Origin of the sequence: Streptomyces sp. GS7 (assembly GCF_009834125.1) — a bacterium.
GTDB lineage: Bacteria > Actinomycetota > Actinomycetes > Streptomycetales > Streptomycetaceae > Streptomyces.
Map to the genome: position 1 here is coordinate 1,016,630 of NZ_CP047146.1, position 20,261 is coordinate 1,036,890.

The 20,261-nt window shown below is 75.0% G+C and carries 16 protein-coding genes; 12 read left to right on the forward strand and 4 right to left on the reverse strand.

The features are described from left to right. Nucleotides 1-9 precede the first annotated feature (9 nt). The 3 genes from GR130_RS04320 to GR130_RS04330 all read left to right on the forward strand — a co-directional run bounded on the left by GR130_RS04320 (nucleotide 10) and on the right by GR130_RS04330 (nucleotide 3,796). Entirely contained in the window at nucleotides 10-1,389 is a 1,380-nt protein-coding gene (locus tag GR130_RS04320; RefSeq protein WP_159503466.1) for a peptidoglycan recognition protein family protein, read from the forward strand. A gap of 318 nt (nucleotides 1,390-1,707) precedes the next feature. Further along, nucleotides 1,708-2,790: a sugar phosphate nucleotidyltransferase gene (locus GR130_RS04325; RefSeq protein WP_159503467.1), complete on the forward strand. Its 1,083-nt coding sequence runs from the start codon at nucleotides 1,708-1,710 to the stop codon at nucleotides 2,788-2,790. A gap of 100 nt (nucleotides 2,791-2,890) precedes the next feature. Beyond that, a complete protein-coding gene (locus GR130_RS04330; protein WP_159503468.1) occupies nucleotides 2,891-3,796 on the forward strand; it encodes a DNA-3-methyladenine glycosylase family protein in 906 nt (301 codons plus the stop codon). Between the two features lie 36 nt (nucleotides 3,797-3,832). Here GR130_RS04330 and GR130_RS04335 read toward each other — a convergent pair whose 3' ends face one another. The 3 genes from GR130_RS04335 to GR130_RS04345 all read right to left on the reverse strand — a co-directional run bounded on the left by GR130_RS04335 (nucleotide 3,833) and on the right by GR130_RS04345 (nucleotide 6,906). Beyond that, on the reverse strand, nucleotides 3,833-5,176 hold the full coding sequence (locus tag GR130_RS04335) for a coenzyme F420-0:L-glutamate ligase (RefSeq protein WP_159503469.1): 1,344 nt from the start codon (nucleotides 5,174-5,176) through the stop codon (nucleotides 3,833-3,835). A 100-nt stretch (nucleotides 5,177-5,276) separates the two neighbouring features. Further along, nucleotides 5,277-6,287 carry a 2-phospho-L-lactate transferase gene (gene cofD / locus GR130_RS04340; protein ID WP_159503470.1) on the reverse strand — a complete coding sequence of 337 codons (1,011 nt, stop codon included), beginning with the start codon at nucleotides 6,285-6,287 and terminating at the stop codon, nucleotides 5,277-5,279. A 112-nt stretch (nucleotides 6,288-6,399) separates the two neighbouring features. Further along, complete coding sequence (locus GR130_RS04345; protein ID WP_159503471.1) at nucleotides 6,400-6,906, reverse strand: cysteine dioxygenase; 507 nt, start codon at nucleotides 6,904-6,906, stop codon at nucleotides 6,400-6,402. A 746-nt stretch (nucleotides 6,907-7,652) separates the two neighbouring features. Here GR130_RS04345 and GR130_RS04350 point away from each other — a divergent pair. The 3 genes from GR130_RS04350 (at nucleotide 7,653) to GR130_RS04360 (ending at nucleotide 13,667) form a co-directional block, all read left to right on the forward strand. Next, a complete protein-coding gene (locus tag GR130_RS04350) occupies nucleotides 7,653-7,916 on the forward strand; it encodes a WhiB family transcriptional regulator (RefSeq protein ID WP_003983763.1) in 264 nt (87 codons plus the stop codon). A 319-nt stretch (nucleotides 7,917-8,235) separates the two neighbouring features. After that, entirely contained in the window at nucleotides 8,236-12,081 is a 3,846-nt protein-coding gene (locus GR130_RS04355; protein WP_159503472.1) for a glycosyltransferase family 2 protein, read from the forward strand. Beyond that, entirely contained in the window at nucleotides 12,078-13,667 is a 1,590-nt protein-coding gene (locus GR130_RS04360) for a DUF5719 family protein (RefSeq protein WP_159503473.1), read from the forward strand. Before GR130_RS04355 ends, GR130_RS04360 begins: the two co-directional genes overlap by 4 nt. 41 nt (nucleotides 13,668-13,708) lie before the next feature. On the opposite strand, the gene GR130_RS04365 is transcribed toward GR130_RS04360, so the two are convergent. Then, nucleotides 13,709-14,167: a metallopeptidase family protein gene (locus GR130_RS04365; protein ID WP_201304793.1), complete on the reverse strand. Its 459-nt coding sequence runs from the start codon at nucleotides 14,165-14,167 to the stop codon at nucleotides 13,709-13,711. Nucleotides 14,168-14,425: 258 nt separating this feature from the next. Here GR130_RS04365 and GR130_RS04370 point away from each other — a divergent pair, with 258 nt between their 5' ends. The 6 genes from GR130_RS04370 to GR130_RS04395 all read left to right on the forward strand — a co-directional run bounded on the left by GR130_RS04370 (nucleotide 14,426) and on the right by GR130_RS04395 (nucleotide 20,254). Then, nucleotides 14,426-14,878 carry a DUF3499 domain-containing protein gene (locus tag GR130_RS04370; protein ID WP_159503474.1) on the forward strand — a complete coding sequence of 151 codons (453 nt, stop codon included), beginning with the start codon at nucleotides 14,426-14,428 and terminating at the stop codon, nucleotides 14,876-14,878. A 121-nt stretch (nucleotides 14,879-14,999) separates the two neighbouring features. Beyond that, nucleotides 15,000-16,358: a phosphomannomutase/phosphoglucomutase gene (locus GR130_RS04375; RefSeq protein WP_159503475.1), complete on the forward strand. Its 1,359-nt coding sequence runs from the start codon at nucleotides 15,000-15,002 to the stop codon at nucleotides 16,356-16,358. 127 nt (nucleotides 16,359-16,485) lie between these two features. Further along, nucleotides 16,486-16,701 carry a Trm112 family protein gene (locus GR130_RS04380; RefSeq protein ID WP_159503476.1) on the forward strand — a complete coding sequence of 72 codons (216 nt, stop codon included), beginning with the start codon at nucleotides 16,486-16,488 and terminating at the stop codon, nucleotides 16,699-16,701. Between the two features lie 76 nt (nucleotides 16,702-16,777). Next, nucleotides 16,778-17,914: an SIS domain-containing protein gene (locus GR130_RS04385; RefSeq protein WP_159503477.1), complete on the forward strand. Its 1,137-nt coding sequence runs from the start codon at nucleotides 16,778-16,780 to the stop codon at nucleotides 17,912-17,914. 76 nt (nucleotides 17,915-17,990) lie between these two features. Further along, on the forward strand, nucleotides 17,991-19,196 hold the full coding sequence (gene manA, locus GR130_RS04390; protein ID WP_159503478.1) for a mannose-6-phosphate isomerase, class I: 1,206 nt from the start codon (nucleotides 17,991-17,993) through the stop codon (nucleotides 19,194-19,196). A 116-nt stretch (nucleotides 19,197-19,312) separates the two neighbouring features. Continuing rightward, the gene (locus GR130_RS04395) at nucleotides 19,313-20,254 is read left to right on the forward strand and encodes a cation diffusion facilitator family transporter (RefSeq protein WP_159503479.1); all 942 of its coding nucleotides are present in this window, start codon (nucleotides 19,313-19,315) and stop codon (nucleotides 20,252-20,254) included. Nucleotides 20,255-20,261 lie beyond the last annotated feature (7 nt).

Consider the following 20,261-nt stretch of genomic DNA (forward strand, 5'->3'; position numbering starts at 1 on the left):
GGATTTCCCATGCGCCCCTTCTTCGTGTCCCTCACGCTCTGCCTCGGCGCCGCTTGCACGGCCGCCCTCGCCGTGCCCCTCGCACCCGGAGCCACCGCGCACCCCGCGCTCGCCCACCCCGGAAGCTTGGGGAAACGCGCAGGCACCGCCGCCGGACACCGCACCCCGGGCGCCGGCGACCTGCCGGGCACCACCCAGTCCCTCCCGCTCGACGCCCTCGGCCCGGCCGCACCCGGCACCGCCGTACGGAGCACCGCCGCACCGCCCGCCACCGGGACCCGCGCCCTGCCGGCCCGGACGGTACGGCCGTTCTCGCTCGTCGGCATCGTCTGGGACGACATCCGCAGCGCACTCCCCGGCCGCGCCCAGGTCCGCACCCGCACCCTCGGGACCGGCCGCTGGACCGGCTGGCAGGACCTCCCCACCGACAGCGACGACGCCCCCGACCCGGGCGCCGGGGAACACGCCGGCGGCCGGGAACGCGGCAGCACCGCGCCCCTGTGGGTCGGCGTCAGCAACGCCGTCCAGCTGCGCATCACTCCCCCCCAGGGCAACCGCCACCCCGCCGCCCTGCCGAGCGGACTGCGCCTGGAACTCGTCGACCCGGGCCCGGAACCGCACTCCGTACGCGGCGGCCCGCCGCCCACCCCCGCGGCCGACGCCAGCTCCGCCGCCAATGCCAAACTGGCGCCGCTCGGCGCCACCGAGATCCCGGCCCAGGACCAGGCGGCCTCCCAGGCCGACATCGAGGCCGCCGGCGGCAAGAAGCCCACCGCCCCCGCACACCTCGGCGCCCGCCCGCGCATCGTCACCCGGGCCGGCTGGGGCGCCGACGAGAGACTCCGCGAGACCCGCTTCGTCTACACCCACACCGTCCGCGCCGCGTTCGTCCACCACAGCGCCAGCGGCAACAACTACACCTGCGCACAAGCCCCTTCGGTCATCCGCGGCCTCTACCGCTACCACGTCAAGAGCAGCCACTGGCGGGACATCGGCTACAACTTCCTGATCGACAAGTGCGGCACCGTCTACGAGGGCCGGGCCGGCGGCGTCGCCCGGCCGGTCATGGGCGCCCACACCCTCGGCTTCAACACCGACAGCACCGGCATCGCGCTCCTCGGCTCCTTCGGCAGGACCGAACCCTCGAAGGCCGCCGTCGAGGCCCTCGCCCGGCTGACCGCCTGGAAGCTCGGCCTGTACGGCCTCGACCCGCGCGCCAGGGTCCCGATGACCTCCACCGGCGGCAACCTCTACCACCGGGGCCGGGTCGTCCGACAGCACGTCATCTCCGGCCACCGCGACGGCTTCAAGACCGCCTGCCCCGGCGCCCGCCTCTACGCCGAACTGCCCGAGGTCCGGCTGGAGGCGGCCCGCCTTCAGGGCCGCTGACCCGTACCTTCCGCCCGGAATCCGGCACTTCGGACACCGCGGAACACGTCACCCACCTGCCATCCAGCGTTCACCGGACCCACTGAACCGATCCCGTTCGCGACTCGTCCTACCGACCACGACGGCCGGGTCACCGGCCCCGGCAGCCCGGCGCGGACGACCGGAAAACCGTCTGCCTACACTGGTCCGCCGACCGGCCGACCCCAGCAGGAAGCAGAGAACACACGTGAGCGTCGTACGCGCAGCCGCCGGGCCCGCGGTCGACGACGAATTCCGCACCGCAGCACTGCGGGGGCGGAGAAGCGAACAGAGGACACATTGACTGAAGCGATCCTCCTGGTCGGTGGCAAGGGCACCCGGCTGCGCCCGCTGACGGTGCACACGCCCAAACCCATGGTGCCGGCGGCCGGTGTGCCGTTCCTCACCCACCAGCTGGCCCGCGCCCGCGCCGCCGGCGTCGAGCACATCGTCCTCGCCACCTCCTACCTCGCCGAGGTCTTCGAGCCGTACTTCGGCGACGGCTCCGCGCTCGGCCTGCACCTGGAGTACGTCACCGAGAAGGAACCGCTGGGCACCGGCGGCGCCATCCGCAACGTCGCCTCCCGGCTGCGCTCCGCACCCGGCGACCCGGTACTGATCTTCAACGGGGACATCCTCACGGGCCTGGACATCCGCGCCCTGGTCGACACCCACCGCACCAGCGGCGCCGACGTCTCCCTGCACCTCACCCGGGTCGAGGACCCGCGCGCCTTCGGCCTCGTGCCCACCGACGACACCGGCCGGGTCACCGCCTTCCTGGAGAAGCCGCAGACCCCCGAGGAGATCGTCACCGACCAGATCAACGCCGGCGCCTACGTCTTCAACCGGTCGGTCATCGACGCCATCCCGGCCGGCCGCCCGGTCTCCGTCGAACGCGAGACCTTCCCCGGCCTGCTCGCCGACGGCGCCCACCTCCAGGGCATGGTCGACTCCACCTACTGGCTCGACCTCGGCACCCCGCAGGCGTTCGTCCGCGGCTCCGCCGACCTGGTCCTGGGCCGCGCCCCGTCCCCCGCCGTCCCGGGCCGCTGCGGCGACCGCCTGGTGCTGGACACCGCCGACGTCGCGCCGGACGCCAAGCTCACCGGCGGCACCGTCGTCGGCCGCGCCGCCCGCGTCGGCGCCGGCGCCGAGGTCGACGGCAGCACCGTCCTGGACGGCGCGGTCATCGAACCGGGCGCCCGGGTCCGCGACTCGCTGATCGGCGCCGGTGCCCGCATCGGGGCCCGCACCGTCCTGGACGGCGCGGTCATCGGCGACGGCGCGGTCATCGGCGCCGACAACGAACTGCGCTCCGGCGTCCGCATCTGGTGCGGCGCAACCATCCCGCCCGGCACGGTGCGCTTCTCCTCGGACCAGTAACGGCCCGGGCCGGGCGGGTGCACCGGATCGCCGCCGGCCCCGCCGGACCGGCTCCACGGTTCCACCGGAGCGGGCCCGGCGCATCGCCTAACCTGGCCGCATGCCCGCCCGCACCTGGGTCCCGCCCGGCCCCTACGACCTGCACCGCACCCTCGGTGTGCTGCGACGCGGCCCCGGCGACCCGGCGTTCGCGGTCCGCGGCGGCGAGATCTGGCGGGCCTGCCGCACACCCGAAGGGCCCGGCACGCTCCGCGTCGAGGCCCGCCCCGCGGACGGCCGGGTCGAGGCGACGGCCTGGGGCCCCGGCGCGGACTGGCTGCTGGAGCGGCTGCCGGACCTGCTGGGGGAGTCCGACGACCCGGCGGCGCTGACCGCCCGGCACCGCATCGTCCACGAGGCGCGCCGCCGGCACCCCGGCGTCCGGCTCGCCCGCACCGGCCTGGTCCTGGAGTCGCTGATCCCCTCGGTCCTGGAGCAGAAGGTCACCAGCGACGAGGCGTACCGCGCCTGGCGGTTGCTGCTCCAGCGCCACGGCACCCCCGCGCCCGGCCCCTGGGACCGGCTGCGGGTGATGCCCGAGCCGCGCGGCTGGGCGCTGATCCCCTCGTGGGAGTGGCACCGCGCGGGCGTCGACGCCAAGCGCTCGGGCGCGATCCTGCGCGCCGTGCGGGTCGCCGGCCGGATGGAGGAGGCGGCGCGGATGGACCTCGCGGACGCCACCCGCCGGCTGACCGCGATACCGGGCATCGGCCCCTGGACGGCGGCCGAAACGCTCCAGCGCACCCTCGGCGCGCCCGACGCCGTCACCGTCGGCGACCTCCACCTGCCGAAGATCATCGGCTATGCCCTCACCGGCCGCCGCGGCACGACCGACGAGGAGATGCTCGAACTCCTCGCGCCCTACGAGGGCCAGCGGCACCGCGCGGCCCGCCTCATCCTGCTCTCCGGCCGCGTCCCGCCGCGCCGCGCCCCGCGGTTCCCCGTGGGAGACATCGCCCGGCTGTGACCCGGCGAGGGCGCCCCCTCCGGCATCCCCCGTACGTCAGCGCACCGCCACAAAGTCCTCCGTGGCGCGCGGCGGCCGCTGCTTCGGGGGGCCCGCGGGATGGCCGATGGCCACCGCGCCCATCGGCTCCCAGTCCGCCGGCAGGTCGAGCACGTCCCGGACCACGTCCCGGCAGAACATCGTCGACGAGATCCACGCCGACCCCAGGCGCTCGCCGGCCAGCGCGACCAGGAAGTTCTGGATGCCGGCGCCGTGGGCGACGACGAACATCTCGCGCTCGGCGGCGTTCCGCCGCGCGTCCGGGTAGGTGTGCGCGCCGTCCAGGACCATGCACGGCACCGCCAGATACGGCGCGTTGCGCAGCACGTCGCCGCGCCGCACCCGCTTGGCGATGGACTCCTGCGACCTCCCGTCGGCGCGCAGATCGGCCACCCAGGCGTCCCGCATCGCGTCCAGCAGCCGGGTCCGCGACCGGGCCGACTCCAGCAGCACGAACCGCCAGGGAGTCGTGTGGTGCGGCGCCGGCGCGGTGACCGCCGCCGCCACCGCGCGCCGGACCGCCCCCGGATCCACCGGGTCGTCGGCGAACTCCCGGACCGTGCGCCGCAGCGTCACGGCCTCCCGTACGGCCTCCGAGGTGCCCAGCCGGAACATGTCGTCCGCGGCGCCCCGCACCAGCGCGCGCGCCCCGTCGCCGTCGCCGTCCGGGCCGCCCGCCGCCGCCACGACGTGCGGCAGCCCGCGCACCACCGCGACCGGCAGCCCGGCCGCCTTGCCCTTCACCAGGTCGCCGGCCGCGGCCAGTTCGTCGGCGGTGGCCACGATCGTGGCGGTGAGCGGGTTGCCGTACGCGTCCGTGCCGCCGCGCAGGTCGTCCAGCACCCGCACCCCGGCCGCCCCGATGGCGACGTCGGTGACGCCGCTGCGCCACGGCCGCCCGAAGGTGTCGCTGACGACCACCCCGACGTCGACGCCGAGCGCCTCGCGCAGCCCGGCCCGCAGGGCGCGCGCCGACGCGTCCGGGTCCTCCGGCAGCAACAGTACCGTCCCGGAAGGGGTGTTGGAGGCGTCCACACCGGCCGCGGCCATGATCAGCCCCTGCCGGTTCTCCACGATCCGCAGCGTGCCGCGGCGCGCCACCACACGCGCCGTCTCGGCGTCGATCGCCGCTTCGCGGTCCGCCGCCTCGACGATCCGCCCCTCCGCCTTGCTGACGATCTTCGAGGTCACCAACAGGACGTCCCCGTCGGCCAGTTGGGACACCCCGTCGGCGGTGGCCGCGGCGGTGATCAGCTTGACGAGGTCGTCGCCGGGCCGCACCTCCGGCAGCCCCGGCAGCGCCCACACCCGGTACCCGGGCGTCTCCCCGGCCCCGCTCATGCCGAGACCTCGCTTCGCTCGGCCCCGCATTCGCGGGGCGCGCACCTTTCCATCGTTTTCCCCCAGCCTCCGGCCGGGGGGACCCCCATGCTGCGCTCGCTCACGCCCGTACCTCCTCGGCCAGCGCCAGCGCCTCACGCGCCATCGCGGCCGTGGCGTCCACGTCCGTCATCATCAGCGGTACGGCCCGGCAGCGGATCCCCGCCGACGCGACCTCGGCCACCGCGTCCGCGTCGACGGTGTCCACCAGCCAGCCGTCCAGCAACCCACTTCCGCCCGCCCGTCGCCCACCGCCACCCTTCAGGGGAAGTCGCTTCGCTCCTCCGTAATATTTGGCCACCGCCGCGGCCGTGGCCTCGACGCCCACCGCCGCCAGCACCTTGTCCGCCATCCCGCGCACCGGTGCGTCCCCGACGATCGGGGACAGTCCGACCACCGGCGCCGCGGCCTGCGCGACGGCCTCCCGGATGCCCGGTACGGCCAGGATCGTGCCGATGCTCACCACCGGGTTGGACGGCGGGAAGAGGATCACGTCCGCCGCCGCGAGCGCCTCCAGCACGCCCGGCGCCGGCTTGGCCTGCTCGGCGCCGACCGGTACCACGGCGTGCGCCGGCACCGAGGCCCGCATCCGCACCCAGTACTCCTGGAAGTGGACCGCCTTGCGCTCGCCGCTCTCGTCCTCGACGGCCACATGCGTCTCGACCCGGTCGTCGGACATCGGCAGCAGCCGCACCCCGGGCTGCCAGCGGTCGCAGAGCGCCTCGGTGACGGCGCTGAGCGGATAGCCGGCGCCCAGCATCTGCGTCCGCACGATGTGGGTGGCGAAGTCCCGGTCGCCCAGCCCGAACCACTCGGGTCCGACGCCGTACGCGGCCAGCTCCTCCTTGACCCGGAACGTCTCGTCGGCGCGGCCCCAGCCCTGGTCCTCGTTGATGCCGCCGCCGAGCGTGTACATCACGGTGTCGAGGTCGGGACACACCTTGAGCCCGAACAGATGGATGTCGTCGCCGGTGTTGCCGATGACGGTGACGTCCGCGTCCGGAGCCGCTGCCTTCAGTCCCCGCAGGAAGCGGGCGCCGCCGATACCGCCGGCCAGAACCACAATGCGCATGCCGGTAAGTGTGTCAGCCGGATGCCGCGTCCATGAGGGGTGGTGGCCAGGAGGGACGGACGTCACGAGGGGCCGCTGCGCGCGAGGGCGGGGCCGCCGGGGCGGCGGCGGGTCAGGGCGCCGCGGTCTCCGGGGCGGGAGCCGCGCACCGGGCGCCGTGCGGCGCGCCGTGCATCGGCATCTCGGTCAGGCCGGGGAAGTACACGTGCAGGCTGACGGCGGGCGCCAGCGCGTCGTTGGCGACCTCGTGGACGTACCCCGGGGCGAAGACCCGCTGCGCCCCGGCCGCCAGCGTGCGCGTCCCGCCGGTGCCGTGCTCGGTCAACTCGCCTTCCAGGACGGTCAGTACGCCCGACGACGGCCCGTGGTCGTGCCGGCCGCTGCCCTGGCCGGGCACCCAGCTCAGCAGCCACACCTCGTAGCCCGGGCCGCGGCGCAGCCGGTGGTACCAGCGGGTGGTGGCGTCGAAGCGGACCAGCGGCGCCCAGGAGGCGCGGTCGGCGGCGATCGAGCGTGCCAGGCCCGCGAAGCCGGCGACGGTGGCGGGGTGGGCGGGGACGGGCGGCAGCAGGTGCGGGATGGCGAGCGGGTCGCCGGCGATCTGGACGTCGCTGTTCATGGGGTTCCGGGTTCCTCGGCGGAAGTGCGGGGCGGTGCGGCGGGGATCCGCCCGGCGGTGGCGGGGGAGTGCGGCACGGCGCGGGCTGTTCCTTGTGGGGGCGCGGCGCGGTGGTCGCGGCAGAGCAAGGGCGCTGCGGGGTGGTGCGAGCGGCGGCTGGAGCTCAGTGGCTACGACAGCTGGAACAGCGGCAGCGGGCCTGCGCAGCGCAGAGCGACCCGTAGGAACGGGTCAGGCGGGGCGCGGCGGTCGCTGGCATGCGGTCAAGGAGACACGGGGCGGCGGCGCGCTGTCAACCGGAGGCGGGGTTCGCCGGACGCATTCACCTCATCCGGTTACCGCGTCCGGAGAAAGGTTTGTGCAGCCCGCCGTGAGGAGAGGTCGCCCATCAGCCGCGCCCCCCAACGCCGTTGCGGACCTGTGATCCCGCTGTGATCTTCCCCGCTTCGCCGCGCCGGGTGCAACGGATGGGCGGTTCGCCGGCGTCTCAGTGCGTGAGAAGTGCCGGGAGGTGCTGGAGAGGTGCCGAGAGAAACCCGCGGATGGCACGCCCGGGGAAGTGTCCTGGTTTTGGATGATTTGAACACTTTCCGCATACGCTTGGTTCCGCAGAGTGAATAAGAGGCCCAATAGCAGATCTCGGCTTGACTGGCCCGGATCAGCACACTTGTAATTTCACTCGTGTCGTTCAGCCGAAATCGATCACGGCTTGATCACGGGGACGTAAAGACAGACGAGGGGCGCACATGACCGAGCTGTTCCAGGAATTGCTGGTCGAGGAGGCGGACGAGGAGCTCGGCTGGCAGGAGCGCGCACTGTGCGCCCAGACCGACCCCGAGTCCTTCTTCCCGGAGAAGGGTGGCTCCACCCGCGAGGCCAAGAAGGTCTGCCTCGCCTGCGAAGTCCGGTCGGAGTGCCTGGAGTACGCCCTCGCCAACGACGAGCGCTTCGGTATCTGGGGCGGTCTGTCCGAACGCGAGCGGCGCCGGCTGAAGAAGGCCGCCGTCTGACCATGACAGGCCAGCCCGCCCGACCGGCAGCACGCGGCCGTGCCGACCACACCGCCGCACCACCCCAACTCCCCATATCCCCCCATACCGAACCCACCGCCTCCAGCGCTCTGTTCGCCGGAGGCGGTCTGCTGTGTACGGAGCCGGTTGGCGGCCCGGCGCGAAGCATTAGTGTGGGGCCCCGTCCGAGACACGCCAACGCCCCCGGCGCGGGGTGCGCGTGTCCCTCGTAGTCCGTCGCAGTGTCTTCCGGGGGCGGGGGCCTTGAGCGACTTCGCCGCGGGCCCCGGACTCCCGGGTCCGGAGGGCCCGTACCTCGATGTCCGTGCACAGCCAGCCGGCGGCCCAGGCCGCCTCACACGCAGCCGTCACTCCAGAATTCCCCCGGCACGTCGTCACCGCGGTGATCGTCTCCCATGACGGTGCGCGCTGGCTGCCCGACGCGCTCGCCGGGCTGCTCGGCCAGGAGCGCCCGGTGCAGAACGTCGTCGGCGCCGACACCGGCAGCGCGGACGACTCCGCACGGCTGCTCGCCGAGGCCATCGGCGACGAACGCGTCCTGCACCTCGCCCGGCGCTCCGGATTCGGCACCGCCGTCGACGAGGCCGTCCGCACCGCCCCCGTCCTCGGCCCCGACGACCTGCCGTACCTGCGGCGGCCCAGCGGCTGGGACCCGGTCAGCCGCACCTGGCGCGACGAGGCGTACGACATGCCGGAACTCCCGCACGGGGAGCCGGTCCAGTGGCTGTGGCTGCTGCACGACGACTGCGCGCCCGAGCCGGACGCGCTCGCCGAGCTGCTGCGGGTCGCCGACGCCAGCCCCTCCACCGTCGTCGTCGGACCCAAGCTGCGCAGCTGGTACGACCGCCGGCAGCTGCTCGAAGCCGGTGTCAGCATCGCGCGCAGCGGCCGGCGCTGGACCGGCCTGGACCGCCGCGAACAGGACCAGGGACAGCACGACCAGATCCGGCCCGTGCTGTCCGTCTCCACCGCCGGCATGCTCATCCGCCGCGACGTCTACGAGCAGCTGGGCGGCTTCGACCGCCGACTGCCGCTGATGCGCGACGACGTCGACCTGTGCTGGCGCGCCCAGGCCGCCGGCCACCAGGTCCTCGTCGCACCGGACGCCATCCTGCGGCACGCCGAGGCCGCCGCCCGCGAGCGCCGCCCCATCGACTGCGTCGGCCGCCATGTCGCCAACCCGCACCGCGTCGACAAGGCCGGCGCGGTCTACACGCTGCTCACCAACACCCGCGGCGCACTGCTCCCGTACACCCTGGTGCGGCTGCTGCTCGGCACCTTCCTGCGGGTCCTCGCCTACCTCGTCGGCAAGGTCCCCGGCCAGGCGCTGGACGAACTCGCCGGCCTCTTCGGGACCCTGCTGCGGCCCGGCAAGATCCTCGCCGGGCGCAAGCGCCGCGGCCGTCCTGCGGTGGACGCCAAGGAGCTGCGGGCACTGTTCCCGCCGCCCGGCGCGACCGTCCGCGCCACCGCCGAACAGGTCGCGGGCAACCTCGCCGGGCGCGCCGCCCCCGACGTGGCCTCGGCCGGCCGGCACGGCGCCGTGGAGTCCGGACCCGGCGGCGACGACGCCGACTTCCTGGAGATCGAGCAGTTCGCCCGGCTCAAGCGGATCGCCCGCCGGCCCGCGCCGGTGCTCTTCCTCGTCCTGCTGGTCGTCTCCCTGATCGCCTGCCGCGGGCTGCTCGGCACCGGCTCGCTGGCCGGCGGCGCGCTGCTGCCGGCACCCGGGAGCCTGGGCGGCCTGTGGTCGTCGTACGTCGACAGCTGGCACCCGGTCGGCGTCGGCGACACCGCCGCCGCGCCGCCCTACCTGGCCGTGCTCGCCGTGGTGTCCACGCTCTTCTTCGGCAGCACCGGCTTCACCCTCACCCTGCTGCTGGTCTGCTCCGTGCCGCTGGCCGGCCTGACCGCGTACTTCGCCTCCCGCCCGCTGGTCGCCTCCCGGCTGCTGCGGGCCTGGGGCAGCATCGCCTACGCCTTCCTGCCCGCCGCCACCGGCGCGCTCGCCGGCGGCCGGCTGGGCACCGCCGTACTGGCCGTCCTGCTGCCTCTGATGGCGCGCGCCGCCGTCGCCGCGAGCGGGCTGCGGCTGGCCACCGGCACCCGCCCCGGCTGGCGCGCCGCCTGGGCCTACGCGCTGCTGGTCACCTTCACGACGGCCTTCACCCCGATCGTCTGGCCGATCGCGGTGCTGCTCGGCATCGGGTTGCTCGTCCTGCGCCTCCTGGACGGCAACCGCGCGCTGCTGCCGGCGTACGCGGTGCGCTTCCTGGCCGTGACCGTCGCCCCGCTGGTGGTGCTGGCCCCCTGGTCGCTGTCGCTGTTCGCCCACCCGTCGCGGTTCTTCCAGGAGGCCGGGCTCGACTACGGCGCGGGCAGCGCCTCCGTGCTCGACCTCGTCGGGCTCAGCCCCGGCGGCCCCAAGGCCGTCGGCGGACTGCTGCTCCTCGGCGTCGTCCTGGCCGCGCTCGCCGCCACGCTGCGCGGCGAGCGGCAGACCGCGATCCGCACCGCCTGGGCGGTGGCGCTGACCGGGCTGCTGCTCGCCGCGCTCGGCAACGCCTCGGGCTGGACCGGGCCCGCGATGCTGGTCTACGGGCTGGCGCTGCTGTGCGCGGCGACGGTCGGCGCCGAGGGCATCCGCACCCGCATGGCCGCGCTCGGCTTCGGCTGGAAGCAGCCGGTGGCCGTCCTGATCGCGCTGGCGTCCGCCATCGCCCCCCTCTACGCCGCGGCCAGCTGGATGATCACCGGCGCCGCCGGCCCGCTCCAGCGGCGCGACCCCACGCAGGTCCCGGCGTTCGTCGCCGAGGAGTCCAGCACCTTCGACCGCGCCCGCACCCTCGTCCTGGACGGCACGGCGGGCCATGTCTCCTACTCACTGGTCCGCGGCTCCGGCGCCCAGCTCGGGGACGCCGACATCGCCGACCGGGCGGGCACGGACCAGCGGCTCGACAGCATCGTCGCCCACCTCGTGGCCGGCTCCGGCGCCGACCAGACCGACCAGCTCGGCGGTTACGCGGTCCGCTACGTCCTGGTCCGCAAGGGCGCCCCGCGCGAGATGGGTCGCGTCCTGGACACGACCCCGGGCCTGACCCGGCTCAGCCAGGACGACGGCAGCGCCCTGTGGCGGATCGACCGCCGGGTCTCCCGGATCTCGATCGTGCCGGGCCAGACCAAGGAGGGCACCGCCAGCGGCGACGCCGTGGCGCCGGTGCCCGTACCGGCCGGGCCGGTCGACGCGCACACCACGAAGGTGCCCGAGGGCTCCGCCGGCCGGATCCTGCGCATCGCGGACGCCGCCGACGACGGCTGGCACGCCAGCCTCAACGGCACCGCCCTCAAGCCCGTCACCGTCGACGGCTGGGCCCAGGGCTTCCAGCTCCCGTCGGGCGGCGGCCGCCTCGACCTCACCCACGACAACCCGCTGAGCCACACCCTCTGGCTGTGGGCCCAGGGCCTGCTCGCCCTCGTCCTGGTGGTGATGGCGCTGCCGGGCCGACGCCGGGAGGTCGACGACGACCTGCCCGAGGACGCCGCCGCGGCCGCCGCGGCAGCGGCGCCGGCCGCCGGCGAGGGCCGCCGGGCCCGCCGACTGCGCGCCCAGGCCGAGGCGGCGGGCGCCGCCGCGGCGGGTGCGGCAGTGGGTGCGGGAGCGGCAGCGGCGGCGGACGAGGCGGCGTTCCCGGCCGCCGATACGGGCGAGGAGGTCCCCGCCGACCCGCCGGCCGCCCCCGCGCCGGACCCCGGGCCGGACCCCGCGCAGCTCACCGACCCGTACGCCGCCGTCCCCCAGCAGCACTCCTACGAGGACTGGCAGGCCGCCGCCCAGCAGGCCCCGCCCACCGCCCCCGGGCACCCCGCCGACCAGCAGCAGTACGCCCCGGTAGACGACCCGTACGGGGCCGGCCAGTACGGCGGGCAGCCCTACGCGCCGGACCCGTACCAGGCCGGCGGCTACCCGGCCGACCCCTACCAGGCGGGCGGCTACGACCCGTACGGCTACGGCGCGCAGCAGCAGCCGTACGGCGACCCGGCCCAGCAGCCCCAGCAGCCCCAGCAGCCCTACGACGACACCGCGTACTCCGGGTACTCCGACGCCTACCCCGAGCCGCGCCGTGACGGGAGCGACCAGCAGTGAAGCGCACCACGATGTCCCTGATCGGCGTGACCGCCGCGCTGGCCGCCGCCACCGGCGTCGCCGCCGTCGCGGCCCCCGGCGGCGGGGCGGGCCCGGCGCCGGGGAGCGGCACCCGGCTGCCCGTCCAGCGCTCCGCGCTGCTGTGCCCGGCCCCCACCTCCTCGGAGGTCGCCGAGACCGCCTACACCGCCTTCACGCCCCCCGGCACCGCGGCCGGCGCGGACGCCAAGAAGGGCACCGCCCAGCTCCAGCCCACCGGCACCGTCGCCGACAGCAGCGGCAACCCCGCCGGCAAGGGCGGCAAGGACGCCGGGAAGGGCAAGAAGGGCGGCAGCACCGCGGACTCCGGCGCCGGGCAGGTCGTGCAGCCGGCCGACACCAATCCCGTGGTGCCCCTCCAGGAGGCCGGCAAGCCGGTCACCACGACCACCGACAGCGCCAACGCGCCCGCCCTGGCGGGCTCCGCGGACGGCGCGCTGGCGCCCGGCTGGACGGTCCAGCAGACCACCGCCGTCTCCGCCGGCGCCGGCCGCGGCCTCCTCGGGCTGAGCTGCACCGCCCCGGACACCCAGTTCTGGTTCCCCGGCGTGAGCACCGACTCCGGCCGCACCGACTACGTCCACCTCACCAACCCCGACCCGACCCCGGCCGTCGTCGACCTCGAAATGCGCGGCAAGGACGGGCCGTTGGCCGGCGGCGGTGGCGAGGACATCACGGTGCCGCCGCATGCCACCGTCCCGGTGCTGCTGTCCACCCTCACCGGCACCCCGACCGCCGACGCCGCGCTGCACGTCACCGTCCGCTCCGGCCGGGTCGGCGCCGCCGTGCAGGCGAACGACGCCAAGACCGGCGGCGACTGGCTGCCGCCCGCCGCCGACCCGGCCGCCACCGCGGTGCTGCCCGGCATCCCGGCCGACGCCACCGACGTCCGGCTGGTGGCCGTCGCCCCCGGCAACGCGGACGCCGACCTGAAGGTCCAACTGGCCACCCCCACCGGCGCGATCACCCCGGCCGGTCTGGACACCCTGCACGTCAAGAGCGGGATGACCACCTCCGTCGACCTCAAGGACGTCACCAAGGGCGAGGCCGGCTCGCTGGTCCTCACCCCCTCCGACAGCGGCTCCGCGGCCCCGGTCGCGGCGGCGCTCCAGGTCATCCGCGGCAAGGGCGACAACCAGGAGATGGCCTTCATCCCGGCGACCCGGGCGATCGAGGCCCGCGGCTCGGTCGCCGACAACCGCGCCAAGGGCAGCACCCTGTCGCTGGTCGCGCCGGAGAAGGGCAAGGACGCCACGGTCAAGGTCACCGCGTCGGCCGGCAGCGGCGGCGGCACCCCGGTCTCCAAGACGTACACCGTCAAGGGCGGCACCACCCTCGCCGTCCAGCCGCCGCAGCCGCAGGGACTCAAGGGCTCCTACGCGCTGACCGTCGAGCCGCAGCAGGGCAGCGGCCCCGTCTACGCCTCCCGGATGCTGGCGCTGCCGCAGGGCCAGGTGCCCGCCTTCACCATCCAGCCGCTGCCGGACGACCGCGGCTCGGTCGTGGTGCCGACCGCGGGCCAGGACCTGTCCCTGCTGACGAAGTGAGCACCGCGCCGACGATGTGACCGCCGGCCCGCGCTACGGGATCACTCCTGCCCGTAGCGCGGGTCCACCGACTCCGGTGCCAGCCCGAGGAGTTCGGCGACCTGCTCGACGACGACCTCGTGCACCAGCAGCGCGCGCTCGTCGCGGCTCTTGGTGCGGATCTCCACCGGCCTGCGGTAGATCACGATCCGGTCGCGATATGCGCCGGCCGCCGGCAGCACCCGGCCGAGCGGTACGGCCTCCTCGCCCGCACCCGGATCCGGAGCGCCGTCCGGACCGAACCCCGGCACCTCCAGGACCAGGAAGTCGACCTGCGCCAGCTGCGGCCAGCGCCGCTCCAGGCGGTCACGGGAGTCGTAGACGAGATCCGTGAACGCGTCGGCGCGGGTCACCGACAGCGGTACCTGGGGCGGCGCGATCGGACCGCGCATGCCGCGGCCGTGGCGGTCGCGGCGGCGCGGCCGGGGCTCCGCCGGGCGGGGTGGTACGGGGCTGTCCATCAGATCGAGCGTAGCCGTCGCGGGGCGGCCCGCACGGCAGTGTGCGACAACTGGCCGGTTGTCGCCGAGTGATCGCTCCGGGCCCGGTTCGGTTCGTTTCCCGCCCGCCGTCGGATCGCACGGCTCCCGCGGAATGACATGAAATGCGCCGACCGGTGACGGGTTTCGGCCGCCCGCGCGGCCCGTCCCGGCCCACCCCGGGCAGGTCCTGCCGAGCGGGTGCAGGTCAGACGCATCGGACGAACCGGGACGACACGGTTGGGTGAGCCGGGGGAGAGTCGTCGCGGCCCGCTCAAGAGTGCGGTACCGTCCAACGTCGTGAGCCCTGTACGTCGCTGTTCGCGCACTGCGTGCGGCCGCCCCGCCGTCGCAACGCTGACGTACGTCTACGCGGATTCGACCGCCGTGCTCGGACCGCTCGCCACCTACGCCGAGCCGCACTGCTACGACCTGTGCGCCGAGCACTCCGAGCGGCTGACCGCCCCGCGCGGCTGGGAGGTCGTCCGCCTCGCCGTCGACTCCGGACCCGCCCGCCCCAGCGGCGACGACCTCGAAGCGCTGGCCAACGCCGTCCGCGAGGCCGCCCGGCCCCAGGAGCGCGCCGCGGGTGCCGGCGGCGGCCCCGAGACCATGGGCCCCGGCCGCGACGGCCGGCCCATGGAGGTCGCCCGCCGCGGCCATCTCCGGGTACTGCGCTCACCCGACTCCTGACACCTCCGCACGACGCCTTCCGGACAGCTGCCCGCCCGCTGCCGTACCCGTCCTGTTCACGGCCCCCGCACCGGGCGTACGGGTAGGTTTGGGGCTCCGTAGCGACTCAGGAGGGCTGGCTGTGACTGATCTGTCGCAGATCGTGAAGGCGTACGACGTGCGCGGTGTGGTCCCCGACCAGTGGGACGAGACGCTGGCCGAACTCTTCGGCGCGGCCTTCGTCCAGGTGACCGGTGCCGACGCGATCGTCATCGGGCACGACATGCGGCCCTCCTCTCCCGGCCTCTCGCACGCCTTCGGGCGCGGCGCGGCGGCCCGCGGCGCGGACGTCACCGAGATCGGCCTGTGCTCCACCGACGAGCTGTACTACGCCAGCGGCGCACTCGGCCTGCCCGGCGCGATGTTCACCGCCTCGCACAACCCCGCCCAGTACAACGGCATCAAGATGTGCCGGGCCGGCGCCGCCCCGGTCGGCCAGGACACCGGCCTCGCCGACATCCGCGCCCTCGTCGAGCGCTGGACCGTCGACGGCGCCCCCGCGCCTGCGGCCACCCCCGGCACCGTCACCCGCCGCGACGTCCTCGCCGACTACGCGGCCCACCTGCGCTCCCTGGTCGACCTGAGCGGCATCCGCCCCCTGAAGGTCGTGGTGGACGCCGGCAACGGCATGGGCGGCCACACCGTCCCCACCGTCTTCGAGGGACTGCCGCTCGAACTGGACGCCCTGTACTTCGAGTTGGACGGCTCGTTCCCCAACCACGAGGCCAACCCGCTCGACCCGAAGAACATCGTGGACCTCCAGGCGCGGGTGCGCGAGGTCGGCGCCGACCTCGGCCTGGCCTTCGACGGCGACGCCGACCGCTGCTTCGTCGTCGACGAGAACGGCGACCCGGTCTCCCCGTCCGCCATCACCGCCCTGGTCGCCGCCCGCGAACTCGCCAAGCACCCCGGCGGAACCGTCATCCACAACTGCATCACCTCCTGGTCCGTCCCCGAGGTCGTCAAGGAGAACGGCGGCGCCCCGGTCCGCACCCGCGTCGGCCACTCCTTCATCAAGCAGGAGATGGCCCGCACCGGCGCGATCTTCGGCGGCGAGCACTCCGCGCACTACTACTTCCGCGACTTCTGGAACGCCGACACCGGCATGCTCGCCGCACTGCACGTCCTCGCCGCCCTCGGCGGCCAGCCCGGCCCGCTGTCGCAACTCGTCGACCGCTACGACCGCTACGCCGCCTCCGGCGAGATCAACAGCACCGTCGACGACCAGGCCGGCCGGCTCGCCGCGATCAAGGCCGCCTACGAGGGCCGCGACGGCATCACCCTCGACGACCTCGACGGGCTGACCGTCACCGCCCCCGACTGGTGGTTCAACGTGCGCCCCTCGAACACCGAGCCGCTGCTCCGGCTCAACGCCGAGGCCCGCGACGCGGCCACCGTCGACCGGGTCCGCGACGAGGCCCTGGCGATCATCCGCGGCTGAGCCCGCACCCGGGGTGGGAGGCCCTCCCACCCCGGAGATTCCCCTCCGGGCAGGCTGGTTCCGCGGCGGCCCTCCCACTCCGGCGGTAGGCTGGCCACGCCGCAACCACGCCGAAGGAGCAGCCGCCATGCCGGTCGAAGCCAGCCTGATCCAGATCCTCGCCTGCCCGGCGTGCCACGCCCCGCTGGAGGACCGCACGGCGGACGAGCCGGCCGAGCTGATCTGCACCTCCGCCGACTGCGGCCTCGCCTACCCCGTCCGGGACGGCATCCCCGTGCTCCTCGTCGACGAAGCCCTCCCCCACAGCCCTAAGGGCGTGGGAGGTGCCCCCAGCCCCGCCTGACCGGGCACCACCGGGCCCGCCCCGGTACGCCCGGCGTTCCCCCGCACGACCCGGCGAATCGGAGGCCGCGCCCACCATGCTCGACGAGTCACTCCTCGACGCTCCCGAGGCGCTGGCCGGCGCCGACCGATTCGGCCTGCTGCGCGGCGTCGCCGAATCCGGCGCCCGGGTCCGCACCGCCGCCCGCAGCGCCATCGAATCCGGCATCGCCGACCTGACCCCCGACGGCCGGCCGCGCTCCGTCCTGGTCGCCGGCCCCGGCCCGGCCGCCGGCGGCGTCGCCGACCTGCTGCGCGCCCTCAGCGGCGGCAGCTGCCCGGTCAGCCTCATCCAGCCCACCGGCGTCGCCCCGCTGCCCGGCGCCCTGCGCTGGACCCTGCCCGGCTGGGCCGGCCCCCTGGACCTGCTGCTGCTCGCCGGCCCGGACGCCGCCGACCCCGGGCTCGCCGAACTCGTCGAGCAGGCGTACCGCCGCGGCTGCGCCGTCGTCGCCGTCACCCCGGCCGGCGGCCCGCTCGCCGAGGCCGTCATCCAGGCCCGTGGCCTCGCCGTCCCCCTGGCCACCACCTCCTACGACGCCGAGTTCGACGTCGAGGGCGCCCCGCCCGCCGCCCCCGGCACCCTCTGGTCCGTACTGATCCCGCTGCTCGCGCTCGCCGACCGCATCGGCCTGCTCAGCGCCCCGCCGGACGCCCTCGGCAAGCTCGCCGACCGCCTCGACCAGCTCGCCGAACGCTGCGGCCCGGCCATCCCCACGTACACCAACCCCGGCAAGACCCTGGCCGCCGACCTCGCCGACGCGCTCCCGCTGATCTGGACCGAGGGCCTGATCGCCCACGCCGTCGGCCGGCACTTCGCCACCGAACTCGCCGGTCTCGCCGGCCGCCCCGCGCTCGCCGCCGAACTCCCCGAGGCGCTCACCACCCACCGCACCCTGCTGGCCGGCGCGCTCGCCGCCGGCGCCGACCCGGACGACTTCTTCCGCGACCGCGTCGAACAGGCCCCCGCCCTGCACGCCCGGATCGTCCTGCTGCGCGACGGCGCCGCCGGCCCGCTGTCCGCCACCCGCGCCGCCCACCAGCTCGCCGAGGAGCGCGACACCGCCCTCAGCGAACTGGAACCGGGCACCGGCAGCGATCTGGAGAAGGCCGCCGAACTGCTCGCCATCGCGGATTTCGGCGCCGTTTACCTCGCGCTCGCCGGCACCGAGTGACCATGGCCCCCGGGCCGCCCGCCGCACCGGGCAGCCCCGCCGGCCCCCGTCCGCAACCGCAGAAAGCACCCCTCCCATGGACCGCCTCGTCAACACCGTGCGCCCCTACGCCTGGGGCTCCACCACCGCCATCCCGGAGCTCCTCGGCATAGCGCCGACCGGCCAACCGCAGGCCGAGATGTGGCTGGGCGCCCACCCCGGCGCCCCCTCCCGCGTCGACCGCGGCGCCGGCCCGGTCTCCCTGGCCGAGGTGATCGCCGCCGCCCCCGAGGCGGAACTGGGCGAGCCCGCCGCCCACACCTTCGGCCCCCGGCTGCCGTTCCTCTTCAAGGTGCTCGCCGCCGGCACACCGCTCTCCCTCCAGGTCCACCCCGACCTCACCCAGGCCAAGGAGGGCTTCACCGACGAGGAGCGGCGCGGCGTCCCGCTCGACGCCCCGCACCGCAACTACAAGGACGCCAACCACAAGCCCGAGCTGATCTGCGCGCTCACCCCCTTCGACGGCCTCTGCGGCTTCCGGCACCCGGCCGAGACCGCGGACCTCCTGGAGGGCCTCGGCGTCGACGACCTCAAGCCGTACGTCGACATCCTCCGCGCCGGCCCCGAGGAGTCCGCGCTGCGCGAGGTGCTGACCGCCGTCCTCAGCGCCGACCGCACCGCGATGGCCGAGTCCGTCGAACGCGCCGCCACCGCCGCCGCCCGGGCCGCCGCCGAGGACGGACCGCACGCCACCGCCTACGCGGCCTACGCCGCGCTCGCCCACCACTTCCCCGGCGACCCCGGCGTGCTCGCCGCCATGCTGCTCAACCACGTCCGACTCCAGCCCGGCGAGGCCCTGTTCCTCGGCGCCGGCATCCCGCACGCCTACCTCAGCGGCCTCGGCGTCGAGCTGATGGCCAACTCCGACAACGTGCTGCGCTGCGGCCTCACCCCCAAGCACGTCGACGTCCCCGAACTCCTGCGCGTGGTCCGCTTCGAGCCCCGCGACCCCGGCGTGCTGCGCCCCGAGGAGATCGACGGCGAGGAGGTCTACGACACCCCCATCGACGAATTCCGGCTCTCCCGCTACCTCCTGGCGCCCGGCGCCGCCCCCCGCCCGCTCGCCTCCCGCACCCCCCAGATCCTGCTCTGCACGGCCGGCACGGTCCGCCTGCGGGACCCGGGCACCGCGGCCGGGGAGGAACTGGCCCTGGCCCCCGGCGAGTCGGCCTTCGTCCCCGCCGGCGAGCGGCTCACGCTCTCCGGCGACGGCACCCTCTTCCGCGCCACCGTCGTCGCCTGACGCCCGTCCACGAGACGGCCTCAAGGCGCCTTCCACGGACCGGGCTGCGACAATGACCGCCGCACGGCATTAAAGGGGCGGTAAAGCCCGGTCTACGGAAGGGACATGGCGCACCCATGAGCGCATCCGGCGGTACCAAGGCGATCGTTGCGGCGCTGGGCGCCAACCTGGCGATCGCCGCGGCCAAGTTCGTGGCGTTCGCCTTCAGCGGCTCGTCCTCGATGCTGGCCGAAGGCGTGCACTCGCTCGCCGACTCCGGCAACCAGGGCCTGCTCCTGCTCGGCGGCAAGAAGGCCCAGCGCGCCGCCACCGCCGAACACCCCTTCGGCTACGGCCGCGAGCGCTACATCTACGGCTTCCTGGTCTCCATCGTCCTGTTCACCATCGGCGGCGTCTTCGCCCTCTACGAGGGCTGGGAGAAGATCCAGCACCCGCATCCCCTGGACAACTGGTACTGGCCGGTCGGCGTCCTGGTCTTCGCCGTCATCGCCGAGGGCTTCTCCTTCCGCACCGCGATCAAGGAATCCAACGCACTGCGCGGACAGCAGAGCTGGACCCAGTTCATCCGCAGCGCCAAGGCCCCCGAACTCCCCGTCGTCCTGCTGGAGGACTTCGGCGCGCTGATCGGCCTGGTCCTCGCCCTGTGCGGCGTCGGCCTCACCCTCGCCACCGGCGACGCCGTCTGGGACGGCATCGGCACCATGGCCATCGGCACGCTGCTCGTCGCGATCGCCCTGGTCCTCGCCGCCGAGACCAAGTCCCTGCTGCTCGGCGAGGCCGCCGGCCCCGACCAGGTCGCCCGGATCCGCACCGCGCTCGTCGACGGCGACGCCGTCACCCGCGTCATCCACATGCGCACCCTCCACCTCGGCCCCGAAGAACTCCTCGTCGCCGCCAAGATCGCCGTACGCCACGACGACACCGCCACCGAGATCGCCGACGCCATCAACGCGGCCGAGGCCCGCGTCCGCGCCGCCGTACCGATCGCCCGCGTCATCTACCTTGAGCCCGACATCTACGACGAGGCCGCCGCCGCGCCGGCCCCCGACGGCAGCTGACCGGCGT